The 17,095-nt window shown below is 69.3% G+C and carries 18 protein-coding genes; 8 read left to right on the top strand and 10 right to left on the bottom strand.

Going from position 1 to position 17,095, the window contains the following annotated elements; translation table 11 throughout:
- Positions 1-76: 76 nt before the first annotated feature.
- The 5 genes from ASC59_RS13600 to hemE form a co-directional block, all read right to left on the bottom strand.
- Positions 77-379 (bottom strand): DUF3618 domain-containing protein, encoded by a 303-nt coding sequence (locus tag ASC59_RS13600; protein WP_082513687.1) that lies wholly within the window; start codon positions 377-379, stop codon positions 77-79.
- Positions 366-776 (bottom strand): phage holin family protein, encoded by a 411-nt coding sequence (locus ASC59_RS13595; protein WP_055824132.1) that lies wholly within the window; start codon positions 774-776, stop codon positions 366-368. The genes ASC59_RS13600 and ASC59_RS13595 overlap by 14 nt, the downstream gene beginning before the upstream one ends.
- Positions 777-788: 12 nt before the next feature.
- Positions 789-1,247 carry a YtxH domain-containing protein gene (locus ASC59_RS17530; RefSeq protein ID WP_200942404.1) on the bottom strand — a complete coding sequence of 153 codons (459 nt, stop codon included), beginning with the start codon at positions 1,245-1,247 and terminating at the stop codon, positions 789-791.
- A gap of 124 nt (positions 1,248-1,371) precedes the next feature.
- Positions 1,372-2,946 (bottom strand): protoporphyrinogen/coproporphyrinogen oxidase, encoded by a 1,575-nt coding sequence (locus ASC59_RS13585; protein WP_082513686.1) that lies wholly within the window; start codon positions 2,944-2,946, stop codon positions 1,372-1,374.
- Positions 2,943-4,094: a uroporphyrinogen decarboxylase gene (hemE, locus tag ASC59_RS13580; RefSeq protein WP_055824129.1), complete on the bottom strand. Its 1,152-nt coding sequence runs from the start codon at positions 4,092-4,094 to the stop codon at positions 2,943-2,945. Before hemE ends, ASC59_RS13585 begins: the two co-directional genes overlap by 4 nt.
- A gap of 35 nt (positions 4,095-4,129) precedes the next feature.
- Here hemE and ASC59_RS13575 point away from each other — a divergent pair, with 35 nt between their 5' ends.
- The 3 genes from ASC59_RS13575 (at position 4,130) to ASC59_RS13565 (ending at position 7,331) form a co-directional block, all read left to right on the top strand.
- A complete protein-coding gene (locus ASC59_RS13575) occupies positions 4,130-5,014 on the top strand; it encodes an alpha/beta fold hydrolase (protein WP_055824126.1) in 885 nt (294 codons plus the stop codon).
- Positions 5,015-5,334: 320 nt separating this feature from the next.
- Entirely contained in the window at positions 5,335-6,708 is a 1,374-nt protein-coding gene (locus tag ASC59_RS13570; protein WP_082513685.1) for a glutamyl-tRNA reductase, read from the top strand.
- Positions 6,708-7,331, top strand: coding sequence for a GNAT family N-acetyltransferase (locus tag ASC59_RS13565; protein WP_082513684.1), 624 nt, complete (start codon positions 6,708-6,710; stop codon positions 7,329-7,331). The genes ASC59_RS13570 and ASC59_RS13565 overlap by 1 nt, the downstream gene beginning before the upstream one ends.
- A 135-nt stretch (positions 7,332-7,466) precedes the next feature.
- Here ASC59_RS13565 and ASC59_RS13560 read toward each other — a convergent pair whose 3' ends face one another.
- Positions 7,467-8,852, bottom strand: coding sequence for a glycine--tRNA ligase (locus ASC59_RS13560; protein WP_055824123.1), 1,386 nt, complete (start codon positions 8,850-8,852; stop codon positions 7,467-7,469).
- Between the two features lie 201 nt (positions 8,853-9,053).
- Here ASC59_RS13560 and ASC59_RS13555 point away from each other — a divergent pair, with 201 nt between their 5' ends.
- The 3 genes from ASC59_RS13555 (at position 9,054) to ASC59_RS13545 (ending at position 11,410) form a co-directional block, all read left to right on the top strand.
- Entirely contained in the window at positions 9,054-9,485 is a 432-nt protein-coding gene (locus ASC59_RS13555) for a VOC family protein (protein WP_055825524.1), read from the top strand.
- Positions 9,486-9,594: 109 nt separating this feature from the next.
- On the top strand, positions 9,595-10,434 hold the full coding sequence (locus tag ASC59_RS13550) for a helix-turn-helix domain-containing protein (RefSeq protein ID WP_055824120.1): 840 nt from the start codon (positions 9,595-9,597) through the stop codon (positions 10,432-10,434).
- A gap of 247 nt (positions 10,435-10,681) precedes the next feature.
- Complete coding sequence (locus ASC59_RS13545; protein ID WP_055824118.1) at positions 10,682-11,410, top strand: alpha/beta fold hydrolase; 729 nt, start codon at positions 10,682-10,684, stop codon at positions 11,408-11,410.
- Positions 11,411-11,566: 156 nt separating this feature from the next.
- Here ASC59_RS13545 and ASC59_RS13540 read toward each other — a convergent pair whose 3' ends face one another.
- The 3 genes from ASC59_RS13540 to ASC59_RS13530 all read right to left on the bottom strand — a co-directional run bounded on the left by ASC59_RS13540 (position 11,567) and on the right by ASC59_RS13530 (position 15,413).
- Positions 11,567-12,196 carry a DNA alkylation repair protein gene (locus ASC59_RS13540; RefSeq protein WP_235492738.1) on the bottom strand — a complete coding sequence of 210 codons (630 nt, stop codon included), beginning with the start codon at positions 12,194-12,196 and terminating at the stop codon, positions 11,567-11,569.
- A gap of 16 nt (positions 12,197-12,212) precedes the next feature.
- Positions 12,213-13,121 (bottom strand): serine hydrolase, encoded by a 909-nt coding sequence (locus ASC59_RS13535; protein ID WP_082513683.1) that lies wholly within the window; start codon positions 13,119-13,121, stop codon positions 12,213-12,215.
- A 315-nt stretch (positions 13,122-13,436) separates the two neighbouring features.
- A complete protein-coding gene (locus ASC59_RS13530; RefSeq protein ID WP_055824113.1) occupies positions 13,437-15,413 on the bottom strand; it encodes a M13 family metallopeptidase in 1,977 nt (658 codons plus the stop codon).
- A gap of 62 nt (positions 15,414-15,475) precedes the next feature.
- On the opposite strand from ASC59_RS13530, the gene ASC59_RS13525 reads away from it, so the two are divergent.
- Positions 15,476-15,850: a YccF domain-containing protein gene (locus ASC59_RS13525; protein WP_055824110.1), complete on the top strand. Its 375-nt coding sequence runs from the start codon at positions 15,476-15,478 to the stop codon at positions 15,848-15,850.
- 55 nt (positions 15,851-15,905) lie between these two features.
- Entirely contained in the window at positions 15,906-16,433 is a 528-nt protein-coding gene (locus ASC59_RS13520) for a GNAT family N-acetyltransferase (protein ID WP_055824108.1), read from the top strand.
- A gap of 127 nt (positions 16,434-16,560) precedes the next feature.
- Here the strand turns inward: ASC59_RS13520 and ASC59_RS13515 are convergent, their stop codons facing one another.
- Positions 16,561-17,028 carry a GbsR/MarR family transcriptional regulator gene (locus ASC59_RS13515; protein ID WP_055824106.1) on the bottom strand — a complete coding sequence of 156 codons (468 nt, stop codon included), beginning with the start codon at positions 17,026-17,028 and terminating at the stop codon, positions 16,561-16,563.
- Between the last annotated feature and the right edge of the window lie 67 nt (positions 17,029-17,095).

Here is a 17,095-nt window from a genome sequence, read left to right as displayed (position 1 = left end):
CAGTCTCTCTCGCTTTGCGGTTCTTTCCAAAGCGGAGCGGATGCCGCATGGCACGCACGCCAGGGCTGGGCCCGGATCAGTCACGGGTCACGAGCGTGACGATCCCCCAGACGGCTCCTCCGATGACGACGGCGACGCCGACGGCGACCCCCGCGAGCGCCACCGGATTCTCGTCGCGCAGGCGGCGCAGTTCGCTGCCCCAGCGGTCGGTGCGCTCGCGCATCCTGCGCGAGACGTTCAGGCGATCCTCGATGGCGTTCAGGGTGGCAGCCAGCTCGGTGCGGGCACGCTGCACCTCGACTCTGAGTTCAGGGCGAGTCAACTCGTCGAGCGGACGCGGCTCGAGCAGGCTCCTCGTGCTCAGATCAGTGGTTGTCATACGGTCCGACCCCCTTCACAACATCGACGTCGGTCTGGATGTGCTCCTTGATCGTCGCCTCGGGCGCCTTCGTCGCGCGCTTGTAGCTGGCGATTCCGATGAGCACGAGAACCACGATGATCACGAGCAGGATGCCGGCGACGATCAGCGCGGCCAGCCAGGCGGGAACGATCAGTGCGAAGGCGAAGATGGCCGCCTCGATGAGCACGGCGAACATCCAGAACAGGAAGAACAGCGCGACCACGAACAGGGCGACGGCGACGCCGACGCTCTTCCCCCTGGCGGTGAGTTCCGCCTTGAACGAGGCGATCTCGGCCTGGATGAGGTCGCGGATGAGGGTGGGAAGCTCGCTGAGGAGTTCGAGCAAGGACTGCTTCTTGAGTTTGGACTCAGGCACTGCGAACCACCTCTATTCGGATTCGGATGAGCTGGGCTTCTTCCGGGTCGCCTGCCCCGACGGAGCGGGCTTGCGCGCAGCGGGCTTCTTCGGCGCCGGCTGGTCGACGGGTTCTGCCACCGTGTAGGACTCGGTGTGGTGAACGGATGCGGCCGTCGACGCCGAGCCGCCGTTCGCAGGGCGGGCCGGCGTGGAGTACGACCGCGCCGAGGACGACTTCGGCTTCGAATTCGAATTCGAATTCGTCGCAGCCGAGATGAGCTTCTTGACGCCGTCGAGCACCGAATCGGAGACATCCCCGACACGGGCGAGGGCGAAGTCCTTGGCGGTGTCGACTCCGCTCTGCACGGCGGGCGTGTTCCACACGCTCTCAGCCGCCGACTTGATCTGCTCGTAGCGCTGGCGGCCGGCGCGTGCACCCAGCACGTAACCGACGGCGATTCCCGTCACGAAGAGGAGTTTGCCCCGCATGCCGTACCTCAATCCCGGATCGTTGGCGATTGGACCAGCGTATAGCGCTGCCTCCACAGTGACGAGGGGATTGACAACATTGAACGGCGATCGCAGGGGGACCTGGAGCCCCTCATATTCCGGGTTAGGTATGCAGCGCCCCGCGACGGAGCCGCTGAGCGGACTCCCGGGCATCCGGGATCACCGAAGCGAGCCCGGTGCCGGCAACCCACGACCCGACGACGGCGATGGTGGCATCCGAATCGATCGCGTCGCGCACCTGTCGCACCCGCGCACGCTGGCCGATCGCGGCATGGGAGACGGCATCCGTCCACACCACCCGAGCCGATGCCACGAGCTGGTCCCGGGTGACGGCGACGCCGAGGATAGCGGAGGCATCGGCGAGGGCGAGGTCCTCGAGGTCCTCGGTGCCCAGCTGTGCCGTGGGCAGGGGCTGCCCGACACGACCGTACGACAGTCGCACGACGTTGCGTCCCTCGGCTGCGGCGGCGGCCCGCTCGGCGAGCCACGACCACTTGGCCGAGGCGTGGGTGAGCGCCTTCGCCGTGACGCCGGGGGTGTCGGACGCGACGAGGACTCCGGTGCCGCGAGGGGCACTGTCGAGCTCCGGTGCATCGAGCACCAGCGTCACGATCTCGACGGATGCCGCAGGCGGCCAGCCGAGATCGGCGAGGTGCGCCCACTCCTCGCGGGCTCCGGCCAGCAGGGGCACGGCGACACCGGCCGGTGCCGCGACGACGACGCGCCGAGCACGCAGCGCGCGATGCTGCGCCCCGTCGACGGAGGCAGGGGAGTCGGCCGCCGCCGCTCCGGCGTTGGCGGTGGCGGCGATGAGCCAGCCTTCCCCACCGCCATCAGGCGTCGGCCGGAGCGACGTGGCGCTCATCCCGGTGCGGATCTCGCCACCGAAGTGGCGGATGTCGGCGACGAGGGCGTCGACGAGTCGCGACATGCCCCCACGGATGCCCTGCACAGCCGCTCCGGCCGGCGCTGAGGCCCGCAGCTCGGCGACCCCGCCCGAGAGCGAACCGGCGCGGGTCATGGCTGCATTCAGGCCGGGGGCGACGAGTGCGACATCGAGGTCGTCGGCGTCGACGGAATAGACGCCCGTCGACAACGGGGAGACCAGGCGGTCGAGCACCTTGCGGCCCATGCGCTTGCGCACCAGAGGGCCGAGGCGCTGGGCGGGCCCGATGGTGAGGATCGGCCGGATGCGGTCGAGGTAGGCCCGCCACGCCCCGGCCGTCCCGATCACGGCGCGAACGTCTTCGGCGAGCGGTGACGCTGGAATCCCGAGCAGTGAGGTCTTCGGCGAGCGCACCGTCACCGCGCCATCACCGGTGAGAGCCGGCAGGTGCAGCCAGGATCCGGCGGGATTCGGGCTGACGATCCGGTCGTCGATTCCGAGCTCGGCGAGCAGGGCCGCCACGGAGCCGGTGCGTGTTGCGAAGCTCTCGGCGCCGACATCGACGCTGAGTCCGCCCACCTCCTGGACGCGCACGCATCCGCCGACGACGTCCGCCGCCTCGAGCACCAGGGTGCGCAGCCCCACATGCACGGCCTCACGCGCTGCGACCAGCCCGGCGATGCCGCCGCCGATGACGAGAACGTCGTATGGGGCGGCATCCGTCGCCGCGGGATCGGTCCCGGCGTCGGGATCGATGCCGGCGTTCGGAGCGGCGTCGGCTGCGTCGGTCATGATCCCAGCGAGTGCACGAGCTCCACCACGCGGGTGAGCACGTCGGGGTCGGTGTCGGGCGAGACGCCATGGCCCAGGTTGACGACGTGGGCTGGTGCATCCTGTCCGCGCGACACGACGTCGCGCACGTGCGCCTCGAGGACCGGCCAGGGCGCGTAGAGCAGGGCGGGATCGATGTTGCCCTGCAGGGGAACGGAGCCTCCGAGACGACGGTTGGCCTCGTCGAGCGGCACCCTGTAGTCGACGCCGACGACGTCGGCCCCGACGTCGCGCATCGCGGCGAGCAGCTCCCCGGTGCCGACGCCGAAGTGCACGATCGGCACGGTGCGGCGCTCGACCGACGGGTCGGCGCCCTCGTCGTGCGGACGGACCGTGTAGCTCAGTCCGCGCACGTGCGTCAGTGCGCGAGCGGATGCCGGCGCGACGTGCTTCTCGTAATCGGCGAGCGACAGGGCTCCGGCCCACGAATCGAACAGCTGTGCGGCGCTGGCACCCGCCATCACCTGCGCCCGCAGGAAACGACCCGTGACGTCGGCGGTCCACTCCATGAGAGCCGCCCACGCTGCCGGGTCGGCGTGCATGAGCGTGCGGGCGGCCAGGTGATCCTTCGACGGACCGCCCTCCACCAGGTAGGCCGCCAGGGTGAATGGCGCGCCAGCGAAGCCGATCAGGGGGATGGAACGGTCGCCGAGGGTGGAGAGCCCGGCGACGGTCAGTCTCACGGCCTCGGTGATGGGGGCGATCACGTCGTCGAGGCTGGCGGGATCGATCGCGGTGAGGGCGGCGACCTGCGCCGAGGTGCGAACGGCCTCCCCCATGACGGGCCCCCGCCCCGGCACGATCTCGACGTCGACGCCCACGAGCTTCAGCGGCACGACGATGTCGCTGAAGAAGATCCCGGCGTCGACCCCATGGCGACGCACGGGCTGGAGGGTGATCTCGCTCGCCAAGGCGGGGTCGAGGCAGGCATCGAGCATCTTGGTGCCGACGCGGAGTTCGCGGTACTCGGGCAGCGACCGGCCGGCCTGGCGCATGAACCAGACGGGCGGGACGCCCTGTCGCACACCTTGATAGGCGCGCACCAGCCGCGACTCGGTCGTGCGGCCACTGGACAGGGGGTGCTGCGACGGAAGACTCACGTGCTCCATTGTCTCCCATGGCACCTGTGCACGAAGCTGGGGCGATGCGCACAGCCACGGTGACGACCCCTGTCCTCGACATCGCCTACGAGGAGTCCGGAGATCCCGGCGGTCGCGTCGTCGTGCTGATGCACGGCTTCCCCTATGACGTGCGCGCCTACGACGGCGTGGTGGCACGTCTGACCGCGGCTGGAGTGCGGGTCATCGTGCCCTGGCTTCGGGGCTACGGCGGTACGCGCTTCCGCTCCGCCGAGACCCTGCGCTCGGGGCAGCAGGGCGCCCTCGGCTCCGATCTGCTCGACCTCCTCGACGGCCTCGGCATCGAGAAGGCCGTGGTGGGAGGCTACGACTGGGGTGGGCGGGCGGCCTGCATCGTCGCCGCCCTGCATCCCGAGCGCATCTCCGGACTCGTCACCGTCGGCGGCTACAACGTGCAGGATCTGGCTGCCGGTGCCGAAGCCGGTCCGCACGAGTTCGAGCCGACCTTTTGGTACAAGTTCTTCCTGCACTCGGAGTGGGGGCGTGGCGGACTCGAACGCAACCGGGAGGCGTTCTGCCTGCGGCTGTGGGAACTGTGGTCGCCGACGTGGACTGGGGCATCCGCCGCCTTCCCCGCCAGCGCACCGAGCTTCGCCAACCCCGACTTCGTCGACGTGGTCGTGCACTCCTATCGTCACCGCTCGGGACTGGCGGCCGGCGACCCGCGCTACGACGACGTCGAGGCGCGCCTGGCACGGATGCCGCAGATCAGCGTGCCGACAATCTCCCTCGACAGCGGGGCCGACGGCATCGTCGGTGACGACGACTCGCGGGCCGACCTGCCTCACTTCAGCGGACCCTTCGAGCGCATCCTGCTGCCGGGCATCGGGCACAACGTGCCGCAGGAGGCGCCGGCCGCATTCGCCGAAGCGGTGCTCAGCCTGCTCTGACGATCGGCGATCGCGTCCGGCGTCGCGCCCCGAACGGGGCCGCGCCGTGGGCGCGACCCCGTCGTGCGCACCGCCCCTACGCGGGTTGCAGAGGAGACGGCAACGACGCCCGATCCGAGCGGTGTGCTGCGGATGCGCGTCGTTTCGTCGGTGGGCGGTCCGGCTGACCGGGCCGCTTGGGGACAACCTAAGCACGCACGGGCATGCGCACGCATGTCCCCGTCCGCGTGACGCGGCGCTCCGACGGACCGACCGTCGAGGCGGATCGCGGCTGGGAGCCCCCGCAGGAACGACGTTCTCGAGCGATTACAATCGAACCCGTGCTCATCTGTCTCTCCGCGAGTCACAAGAACTCGAGCTTCGACCTGCTCGAGCGATTGAGCGTCGATGCCGAACAACTCGGACGCCGCATCGTCGGCTCGCATGACTCCCTCGGCGGTGCCGTCGTCGTCGCGACGTGCAACCGCTTCGAGGCGTACCTCGACCTCGACGAGCCGGAGGGCACCTCCCCCCTCGCCGCGGTCTCAGCGACCCTCGAGGCCGTGGCGGCCGAGAGCGGGGTGAGCAGCGAGACCCTCCGCGAATCGTTGGCTCTGACCCACGGCAACAGCGTCGCCGAGCACCTGTTCGCCGTCTCAGCCGGGCTCGAGTCCGTCGTCGTGGGCGAGGGCGAGATCGCCGGCCAGGTTCGCCGCTCGCTCGAGCGCGCTCGCACCGTCGGCACCACCACTCCAGAACTCGAGCGGCTGTTCCAGCGCGCATCGCAGACATCGCGGGGCATCAAGAACCGCACCGGCATCGGATCGGCCGGCCGCTCCCTCGTTCGCCTCGCCCTCGACCTCGCCGAGAGCCGCATCCCCGACTGGTCGACCCAGCGAGTGCTCCTCATCGGAACGGGTCGCTACGCCGGCGCCTCCCTCGCGAACCTGCGAGAGCGCGGCGTCACCGATGTGCAGGTGTACTCGCCGTCGGGTCGAGGGCGCAAGTTCGCCGCCAACCACGACCTGCCGGCCATCTCCGTGGCCGACTACCCCGCCGCTGCGGCATCCGCCGACGTGATCGTGGCCTGCTCAGCCGTCGAGGCCTTCGTGCTCACGGCCGATGATGTGCACACCGGCCGCAGTGCTGTCGAGATGCTCGGGCGCACCGTCGACTCCCCGGCCAGACAGCTCGTGATCGATCTGGGCCTGCCGCGCAACATCGAGCCGGCTGTGGGAGAGATCGACGGCATCTCGCTGCTCGACCTCGAGACGATCCGGCTGCACGCCCCGCTCGACGACCTGACGGCGACGGATGAGGCTCGGGCCATCGTCGGCAAGGCGGCCCGCAAGTTCGGCGCCGTGAGCGAGGAGATCAACCTCGCGCCGGCCGTCGTGGCACTGCGCACCCATGTGCTGGGCATCGTCGACGACGAGATCGCCAGAGCCCGCGCTCGGGGCGATGACTCCGCTGCCACGGAGCAGGCGCTGCGTCACCTGGCCGGCGTGCTCCTGCACACCCCGATGGTGCGCTCGCGCGAATACGTGGCGCGAGGCGAGCAGCGCACCTGGATCGACGGCGTCGAGGCGATCTTCGGAGTGGTTCCCGGGGTTGCCGCGGCATCCGTCGGGGCGAGCGACGATGCCGTCGACGGACACGCTGCCGCAGTCGTAGCCGCCGACGACGACGCCGAGTTCGGCCTGACGGCCTCCTGATGGGGTCGCCGCCTCCGTCACTGAGACTGCCATTCGACATCGCGGCCTACGACGGGGCTCCGATCACCACCGAGCGACTCGTGCTGCGCCCGCTCAGTGCCTCCGATGTCGCGGACGTCTGGGAGTACCAGCGCCTCGACGAGGTGCTGCGTTTCATCCCGTGGCCCAGCCGCACCGCCGATGAGGGCGCGGATCACACCCGCACGCGTGCCGGCATGCGCACGATCGCGGAGAACGGCGACGCTGTGTTCTTCGCCTGCGTGCTCCCCGGAGAACCGTCGCTGTTCGGCGACGGTGACGGTCGCGTCATCGGCGACGTCATGCTGCGGCTCTCGGATGCCGGCAACGCCGACGTCGAGATCGGCTGGGTGTTCCACCCCGACTACGCCGGGCGCGGCTTCGCCACGGAGGCGGCGGCCGCAATCATGGCGGTCGCGTTCACCGCGATCGACGCGCACAGGGTGCACGCCCAGCTGGACCCGCGCAACACGGCGTCCGCCGCCCTGTGCGAGCGACTCGGGATGCGCCACGAGGGCACGACGCGCGAGACCTTCTACGACAAGGGCGAATGGTCGGACTCGGCGTTCTACGGCATCCTGCGCTCGGAGTTCGACGCGCGCTGATCCGGTCCGCTGCGCGCGGTCTCCCACTCGCCTGCAGGCCCGCTCGCCACTTGTGGCCGCATCCGGGACGCCCGTTCGCCAGCTGTGGCCGCATCCGTGAGCGGGATGCGGCCACAAGTGGCGAGCGAAGGCGGGTTACGCGCCCTTGAGCCGCTCGGCCAGGTAGGCGTGGAGGCCAGCGAGCGGAACCCGCTCCTGCTGCATCGTGTCGCGGTCGCGCACGGTGACGGCCTGGTCCTCGAGGGAGTCGAAGTCCACGGTGACGCAGAACGGCGTGCCGATCTCGTCCTGGCGGCGGTAGCGGCGACCGATCGCGCCGGCGTCGTCGAAGTCGACGTTCCAGCTCTGGCGCAGCTCGGCCGCCAGCGAGCGGGCCATCGGCGACAGCGCCTCGTTGCGCGAGAGCGGCAGGATGGCCGCCTTGACGGGCGCCAGGCGCGGGTCGAGCTTCAGCACGGTGCGCTTGTCGACGCCGCCCTTCGCGTTCGGCACCTCCTCCTCGTGGTACGCGTCCACGAGGAAGGCCATGAGCGACCTGGTGAGGCCGGCAGCGGGCTCGATGACGTACGGGATCCAGCGCTCGTTCTTGGTCTGGTCGAAGAAGGAGAGGTCCTTGCCGGATGCCTCGGAGTGGGTGCGCAGGTCGAAGTCGGTGCGGTTCGCGATGCCCTCGAGCTCGCCGAACTCGCTTCCGGTGAAGCCGAAGCGGTACTCGATGTCGACGGTGCGCTTCGAGTAGTGGCTGAGCTTCTCCTTGGGGTGCTCGTAGAAGCGCAGGTTCGCGGGGTCGATCCCGAGACCGGTGTACCAGCTCATGCGCTGCTCCATCCAGTACTCCTGCCACTGCTCGTCTGTGCCGGGTTCGACGAAGAACTCCATCTCCATCTGCTCGAACTCGCGCGTGCGGAAGATGAAGTTTCCGGGTGTGATCTCGTTGCGGAAGCTCTTGCCGATCTGGCCGATGCCGAACGGCGGCTTCTGGCGCGACGCCTGCAGCACGTTGGCGAAGTTCACGAAGATGCCCTGAGCGGTCTCCGGGCGCAGGTAGTGCAGGCCCGACTCGTCGTCGACCGGACCGAGGTAGGTCTTCAGCAGACCGGAGAAGGCGCGCGGCTCTGTCCAGGTGTGGCGGTTTCCGCAGTTGGGGCAGGCGATGTCGTCGAGGCCATTCTCGGGCGCGCGGCCCTTCTTCTCCTCGTACTCCTCCTCCAGGTGGTCGGCCCGGAAGCGCTTGTGGCAGTGCTGGCACTCGACGAGCGGGTCGCTGAAGACCTCGACGTGGCCGGATGCCTCCCACACCTGCTTCGGCAGGATGACGCTGGAGTCGAGGCCGACGACGTCGTCGCGGCTCTGCACCATGTAGCGCCACCACTGCTTCTTGATGTTCTCCTTGAGCTCGGTGCCGAGGGGCCCGTAGTCCCACGCGGATCGCGACCCTCCGTAGATCTCGCCGGCCTGGAAGACGAACCCGCGATGGCGGGCGAGGGCGATGACGGCGTCGAGACGGCTGGGTGCGGCCATGGTGGCTCCAATGGGGCGATGGGGGCGAGCGGGAACCGCGCGATCTCGAGGCGAGGCTCGGAGCACGGTGCCTCCAGTTTAGGGAGTGATCCTGTACCACCGGTGCGTGCAGGCTCCCGCACCGCCGAGGCCCTGACGGGGGTCCGCCGGAGCGATGATGCGACGGTGGTCGGCGCATCGCCGCGGTTCTACGCTCGAGCCATGACAGCGCGCATCTCCAACGTCACCTTCCACGCGGAGAACCCCACCGAGCTCGCCGGCTTCTGGTGCGCCGCCATGGGGTATCCGGAACCGACGGGCTGGCCTGCCGACGAGGTGGCCGCCCTCAGGGAAGCCGGCCTGGACGACGACGACATCGCGGCCCGCGCCGAGGCATGGGACGGCGACCCGACCCACCAGCGCTTCTACTTCACCCGCTTCCACCGCGAACGGCGGCAGCGGAACCGGATGCACATCGACATCACGCCTTTCGACGACAGGCGCGCGTCCCGTCAGGAGCTGGAGGTCGAACGGGATCGGCTCGTCGCGCTCGGGGCATCCGTCGAGAAGACGCTGACCGGATCGTGGGGGCCGTTCGAGGAGTTCGCGATCATGATGCGCGATCCGGAAGGCAACGAGTTCTGCCTGCAGTGATGGTCGCGGAGAAACGGGCCCTCTGTGCGCGTTCAGGGGTTCCGAAGCCAACAGGGAGGCGCGGCTCCACGAAGTACGGTGGATTCGGTCCGAACTGGAGGATGGGTGGATGTCAGCGGAATCGGTCGCACTCGGTGAGTTCCTGCGAGCACGGCGCAACGTGTGCCAGCCCGAGGACGTGGGAATCGCTCGCGACGCCGGACGACGGGTCGCCGGCCTTCGGCGTGACGAGATCGCCAGGATCGCCGGGATCAGCGCCGAGTACTACGTGCGCCTCGAGCGCGGCCGGGGCGCGAGGCCGTCGGACCAGGTGCTGAACGCCCTTGCTCGCGCCCTGCAGCTGGATTCCGACTCACGTCGATTCCTCTTCCGGCTCGCGAGCGGAGACCTTCCCACCCCCGAACTCCCGGCGGCCGACTCGGCCGAGCGCATCGCGCGCGTGCTCAGTCAGTGGACGCACACACCGGCCTACGTCTCCGACAGCAACCGCGACATCGTCGCATCGAACCACTTGGCGACGGTCTTCGGTCACGGCGGGCTCGCTGCCGGGTCGAACGTGGCACTCGATCTCTTCGTCGACAGGATGAAGAAGACCCTGGTCGAGTGGGAGCCGATGACCAGGTCGACGCTGGCTGGGCTGCGGCGCGACGCCGACCCGTTCTCACCGCGGCTCAAGGAGATCGTCGACGAGCTCTCGGTCGACCCGGACTTCGTGCGGATGTGGGCCCGGTACGACGTCTCGGGGCCCGAGGACGCACACATCCACATGGAGATCGATGATCTCGGGACCATCGAGATCGACCTGCAGAACTTCGCCGTCCGCAGCATGCCCGGATACCTCCTCACTGTGCTCTCGGCTCCCCCGCAGAGCCGCACGGCCGCTGTGTTCTCGCACCTGGCCGCCTCCCTCGACGAGGCGGCGGATCGTAGCGCGCCCCGAGCCGTCTGAGCACAGCTGACGGTTCTCGGAGGGGGTACCACCGGGGACACGCACGTCGACGAGGGCATGGGTACCGTGACCCGAGGAACACCAGGGTCGCCGGAGACCGTCGAGATCGCGGATGCCTCGCTCTCGGGTCGCGGCAGGGAATCCCACCGCCGTTGCAGACCCTGACAGGGTGCCCGCGTGCTCGCCCCGCCGGCGGAACCTGCCCCCGGTCGACGTGCCGTCGGCCGGGACGATCGAAAGGAACCCCATGTCAGATCAACAGCCCACCATCGTCCTCGTCCACGGCGCCTTCGCTGACGGCGCCTCGTGGGCGCCCGTGACGAGGATCCTGCTCGACCAGGGTCACACCGTTCTCGTTCCTCCGGTGTTCAACCGCAGCCTGTCGGGTGACTCCGCCTACATCAAGGACTTCGTCGAACAGATCGACGGTCCCGTCATCTTGGCCGGGCACTCCTACGGCGGCGCCGTCATCACGGTCGCCGGAGTCGCAGAGAACGTCGTCGGACTCGTCTACGTCGCGGGCTACGCCCTCGACGAGGGAGAGAGCCTCGGCCAGCTCCAGGGCGGTTTCCCCGACTCCGAGCTCGCCGCGAACCTCGTCTACAGCCCCTACCCCGTCGCCGGTGGCGAGCCGGGAACCGACGTCTCCGTGAAGATCGACGCGTTCCCGGGCGTCTTCGCTGGGGGCCTCGATGAAGGCGTCGCGCGCGTGCTGGCCGTATCCCAGCGGCCCCTGTCGGCTGTGGCGTTCGGCGAACCGGCCACGGCCGCCGCGTGGAAGACGAAGCCGGGATGGGGCATCGTCTCCAGCGACGACCACACGATCAACCCCGACGTCGAGCGCTTCGGCTACAAGCGCGCAGGACTGAGGAAGGTCGTCGAGATCGCGGCGCCCCACCTGGTCATGCAGACCAACCCCGCCGAGGTGGCCGCTTTCATCACGGACGCCATCGGCGACCTCGCCGAAGGCTCCTGATCCGGCCGTGAGGGGCTGACGCACCGATAGCGGCGCTGGTCGGGTCGGGTCATGAATGGATCCACTCGACCAGCGCCGGTCCACCTGCCCACCGACAGGCCGGAAGGCCGGAGGCACTTCAAGGGGAGGGCTCCGCCCGGCGCCGGCGAGCGACTCCTACGCCAGCACCGCACGCACCCGATCGACGGCATCCTGCACGACGGATGCAGCATCCGTGGGCACCACGTCCTGCGCGGAACGGAGGCGCCGCTCCACGCGATCGCGATCGACGGTCAGTGCGCCCGCCTTCAGCTCGCGGAACGGCGCCAGCACCGCCGCCCGCCGCACCCAGTCGTCGGGATCCCTGCCCCACCGATCCAACACGAGGTCCGCGCGCGCCCGGCCACGCCGATCGAGCGTGCGCAGCATGGGCCCGACCACATCGACGGCGAGCAGGTCGACGAGCTCCGGCATCCGTCCCTCCCGCACGAATCCCTCGACGCGCGTGAGGTCGGTGCCGATGAGTTCAGCGGCGTGCGACTGCAGGAGCACCACGGCGGCGAGACGACGTTCGAAGATCCGCGGGCGCCAGAGCTCGGAGCTGAGCGCTGTGACCTCGTCGTGGCTCAGTCCCGGGTAGCGACGGCCGGCGTCCCGCACCGTTCCCCGCACGATGCCGACGGATGCTCCGTAGAAGTCGAGGTCGCTGGCGAGGCGCTCGCGCTCGGCCTCGGCCCGATACGGCGAGGCCTCGAGCTGCATGGTCGCGTCGATCCACTCGGCGATCTCGGGCACCGAGGCGATCACTGAAGCACTGTCGTGTTCAGTGCACGTACTCCAGCAGATCGAGTCCGACCTGGCGCATGCCGTCGAGCACGGCGAGCCTCGCCTGGAGATTGGTGTCGGCGAAGTACATCGACACGGCATAGGTGACAGCCGTGCGCGGGCCGCGGAGCACGCCCACCTCTGCCCGCACCCCGCCGTCGGCTCCGGTCTTGTTGACCAGCAGGATGCCGTGATCGGCTCCGCGGTGCGCCAGCGGATCGAGGCCGAAGGCGCTGGCGACGAGCGAGAGGTCTGCGTTCAGCGAGAGCCAGCCGATGACGCGCTGCGACACCTCCTTCGACACGATCTCGCCGCGCGCGAGCGATGCGAACAGCCAGGTGAGCTCGCTGGCGGCACCGATGCTCAGCTGCGGGGCGTCGTCGGGTCCGCGGTGGTCGCGCACCAGATCGAGGAGCGCCGTGCGCTTCAGGCCGAGAGCCTCGGTGCGCGCCCGCACCGACTCGAGGCCGACCGTGCGGATGAGCACGTTCGTGGCCAGGTTGTCGCTCGTGGCGCCCACGAGTGCGGCGAGGTCGGCGATGGGAAGTGCGGGTGCCTGCAGGTGCTGCCAGATGCCGGAGTCGCCGACGAAGTCCGCGGTCTCGCGATCGAGGATCGTGTAGCCGTTGAATCCGGGGTCGGCCAGGCGCGCGGCCACCTCGACGAGCAGCAGCACCTTGCCGATGCTGGCCGTGGGCATCACCACGTGGTCGTCGACCGAGAACAGCACGCGCCCTGACGCGAGGTCGGTGGCCCGTGCCGACACCTGCACGCCGCTCACGGCGAGGGAACCGAGGGCGCTGAACCCGCGCGAGAAGTTGTCGTCGGCGTCGCCTCCGATGTGACGACCGGCCCGCTGGGAGGTGTGCCGGGCGCGACGCTCGGACTCCATGGCGGGGATCGTCAACGGGGCTCCTCAGTCGGGCTCTGGCGTCGCACGGGGCGGTGGCGCGGTGGCGCTCCCGATGTGACGCGAAAGGGGTTCACGGCAGCATAACCCCACCGGATGCAGTGCGCACCGCATCCGTGACCGAGCGTAGCCGTGTTCTATTCACAGTCTCCAAAGAGTTATCCACATTCGAAGATGAATCCGCGGTGAGCGAAGTGGGAACGAGACGGAAACCTCCGGTTCACAGGCCGCATCGGCGAGAACAGGCCCGACCGGCCTGTTCTCGCCCGGATGCCTCGATCGGGCCTGTGATCGACGCCCGGGGGCCGGCCGTCACCAGATCGTGACGCGATCCTCCTCGGCCAGCCAGAGGGCATCCGTCGGCTGCACGTCGAAGGCCGCGTAGAACTCGTCGATGTTGCGCACGATCTGGTTGCAGCGGAACTCGTTCGGCGAGTGCGGGTCGATCGCGATGAGGCGGATGACCTCCTCGTCGCGCGCCTTGAGCTGCCACGCCTGCGCCCAGGAGAGGAAGAACCGCTGCGCACCCGTGAGGCCGTCGATGACCGGCGGCTCCTGGTCGTCCAGCGAGATCAGGTAGGCCTTCCAGGCGATCGCGAGGCCACCGAGGTCGCCGATGTTCTCCCCGATCGTGAGTGCGCCGCTCACGTGGTGCTCCGGCACCTGCAGGGGTGCGAGCGCGTCGTACTGGGCGATGAGCGACGACGTGCGCTCCTCGAAGGCGGCCCGGTCGGCCTCGGTCCACCAGTCGGTGAGGCGCCCATCGCCGTCGTACTTGGACCCCTGGTCGTCGAAGCCGTGCCCGATCTCGTGGCCGATCACAGCGCCGATGGCGCCGTAGTTGGCCGCGGCATCCCGATCGGGGGCGAAGAACGGGAACTGGAGGATGGCGGCCGGGAAGACGATCTCGTTGAAGCCGGGGTTGTAGTAGGCGTTGATGGTCTGCGGTGTCATGAACCACTCGTCACGATCGAGCGGCTTGCCGATCTTGCCGAGCTCGCGGTTGAACTCGAACTCGCTCGTGGCCCGCACGTTCGCGACCAGGTCGCCCGGGCGGATGTCGAGCGCGGAGTAGTCGCGCCACTTCACCGGGAAGCCGATCTTGGGGGTGAACTTGTCGAGCTTGTCGAGGGCGCGCTCACGCGTCTCGGCGCTCATCCAGTCGAGGCCGGTGATCGACTGGCGGTAGGCCTCGACGAGGTTGGCGACCAGCACGTCCATGGCTGTCTTCGACTCGGCCGGGAAGTGACGCTCGACGTAGATGCGGCCGACGGCCTCGCCCATGGCCCCCTCGACGAGGGAGACGCCGCGCTTCCAGCGGTCGCGCATCGACGGGGTTCCCGTGAGGGTCCGTCCGTAGAAGTCGAAGTTCGCCTCCACGAAGGCCGACGACAGGTAGGCGGAGTTCGAGCGGATGATCTGCCATGCCAGCCAGTCGCGCCAGGCTTCGAGGTGGCTCTCGTCGAGCAGCGTGCCGAGTCCGGCGAGGAAGGAGGGCTGGCGCACGACGAGCTCGTCGAAGGACCCGGCTGGAGCACCGAGCGCGTCCAGCCAGACGTCGAGGTCGGCTCCGGATGCCGCAGCAGCCGATGCAGCGGCGTCGGTCCAGGTCGTGAGGTTGTAGGTCTTCTCGCTGTCGCGCGATGCGACGTTGTCCCAGTGCTGGGCGGCGATCGCCGTCTCGAGCTCGAAGACACGGGCGGCGCGCGCCTCGGCGTCGTCGAGGCCGGCGAGCCCGAACATGCGGGCCAGATGAGTCCGGTACTTCTCGCGGATCTCGGCGAACTTCTCGTCGCGGAAGTAGCTCTCGTCCGGCAGGCCGATGCCGCCCTGCTCGACGAAGACGAGGTAGCGCTCGGGGTTGCCGGGGTCGTTGTCGACGAAGAGCTGGGCGAAGCCGCTGGTTCCCGCCCGTTCGAGCGAGCCGAGAGCGCTCAGGAGATCCGGGACGGAGTGAACGGATGCCGCGAGCGCGAGCTGCTCGGCGATGGGTGCGGCGCCCAACTCCTCGATGCGCGCCTCGTCCATGAAGCTGGCGTAGAGGTCGCCCACCTTGCGCTCTTCGACGGAAGCGTCGGCTCCCGCATCCGCCGACTCCACGATGATGTCGCGCACGGCCTTCTCGGCCTCTTCGTGCAGGAGGTAGAACGAGCCGTAGCGGGCCTTGTCCGCCGGGATCTCGGTGCGGTCGATCCACTTGCCGTTGACGTGCCTGAAGAGGTCGTCCTGCGGGCGGATGCGCGCATCGAGTTCGTCGAGGTCGATTCCAGAGCTGAGAGCATCGGTCATGCCGTTCAGCCTATTGGCCGCGTGCGGGCACATCCCCGGCATCCGGCTGCTTGAATGGCACCATGCGACTGCTGCTGAACATCATCTGGCTCGTGCTCTCGGGCTTCTGGCTGTTCCTGGGTTACGTCGCGGCCGGTGTCATCTGCTGCATCCTGATCGTGACGATCCCGTTCGGCATCGCGTCGTTCCGCATCGCGCTCTACGCGCTCTGGCCGTTCGGCCGCACCGTGGTGGCGACCCCCACCTCGGGCGCTCTCTCGTTCATCGGCAACGTCATCTGGTTCGTCGTCGCCGGACTGTGGCTCGCCATCGCGCACGTCGTGTCGGCGGCGGCACTGGCCATCACGATCATCGGAATCCCGTTCGCCTGGGCGAACCTCAAGATGATTCCGGTCTCGCTGGCGCCCCTCGGCAAGCAGATCATCGACCAGCCGTAGAACACCCGTCCGCGGGAGGGCAGGCACCGGCCGTCGCGCCGGTAATGTCGTCGGGATGACCCTGGCATTCAGCATCCGTCCGACCGTCGCCGACGACTGGGAGCAGGTGCGGGCGATCCGTCTGGAGATGCTCGCAGACACTCCGCTCGCCTACGCCGAGACGCGCGCGCATGCTCTCGACCAGCCGGAGTCCGAGTGGCGCATGCGCGGAGCACGCGGCCAGACCGATCGGGGAACGTCGCTGGTCGCGATCGACCAGGGCGGCCGATGGATCGGGGCCATGGCGGGCTACCTTCCGGATGCCGAGGGCGATGCCGACGACCCGGTCCCGCTGCTGGTCGGCGTCTACGTCGCCCCGGACGTGCGCGGACGCGAGTTCGGCGTGACCGATGCGCTCCTCGCCGGCATCGAGGACTGGGCGCGCACCCACGGCGACACCCTCGCCCTGCACGTGCACGAGGACAACGCGCGCGCCATCGCCGCCTACAGGAGCCGGGGCTTCGAGCTCACCGACGTGACAGTGCCCTACAACCTCGACCCGGCGAAACTCGAACTCGAGATGATCAAGCGGCTGGGGAGCTGAACCGACCGTCGTCGGCGCCGAGAACGTCGACCATGCGGGTCTGGCGAGCGCGGCACCAGCATCAGCTGCGGTCTCGGCGCGAAGCATCCGCACGAACTGCGGACTGGGCGCTGCGGATCGTCCGCCGTCACCGTCGGCGTTCCGCCTCCCACTCCTCGAGCACCTCGGGCAGGCGCCGTTGGATGAAGACGAAGAAGTCGCTCATCTCCTGCACGCGCCTGGAGGCGGCGGATGCCGGGTCGTCGATCGCGACGACGGCCTTGGCAGCCAGCTGTTCGATCAGGTCGTAGAGCGAGTTCTTGCCGATGGAGGCCGTGTACCAGGAGTCCTCGGGCAGTTCGTAGAGGTCGCGCCGTGAGCCGGGCTGCGAGACGCGGCGGATCATGCGCACGGTCTGCAGGTAGCGCACGGCGCCGGAGATCGCGGCGGCACTGGCACCGAGGCGATCACCCAGTTCCTGCGCCGTGAGACCGGAGTTCTCGGCCACCATCAGCGCCATGAGCACGCGCGCAGGCATGCGCGGGAAGCCGGCGGCGGTCATGGCGGCCGCCGACTGCTCGACGAAGTCGTTCACGCCCTTCTCGTCCCGTGCCATGCAGTCATCCTCTCAGGAGCGGGTGGGGGCGGCATCCGGTGGCCGCGAAGGCGGGTACCCCGTCCCC

It is taken from the genome of Leifsonia sp. Root1293, assembly GCF_001425325.1.
Taxonomy (GTDB): domain Bacteria; phylum Actinomycetota; class Actinomycetes; order Actinomycetales; family Microbacteriaceae; genus Orlajensenia.
Note: the sequence above shows the minus strand (reverse complement) of the source record. Positions and strands in the feature narration are given on the sequence as shown.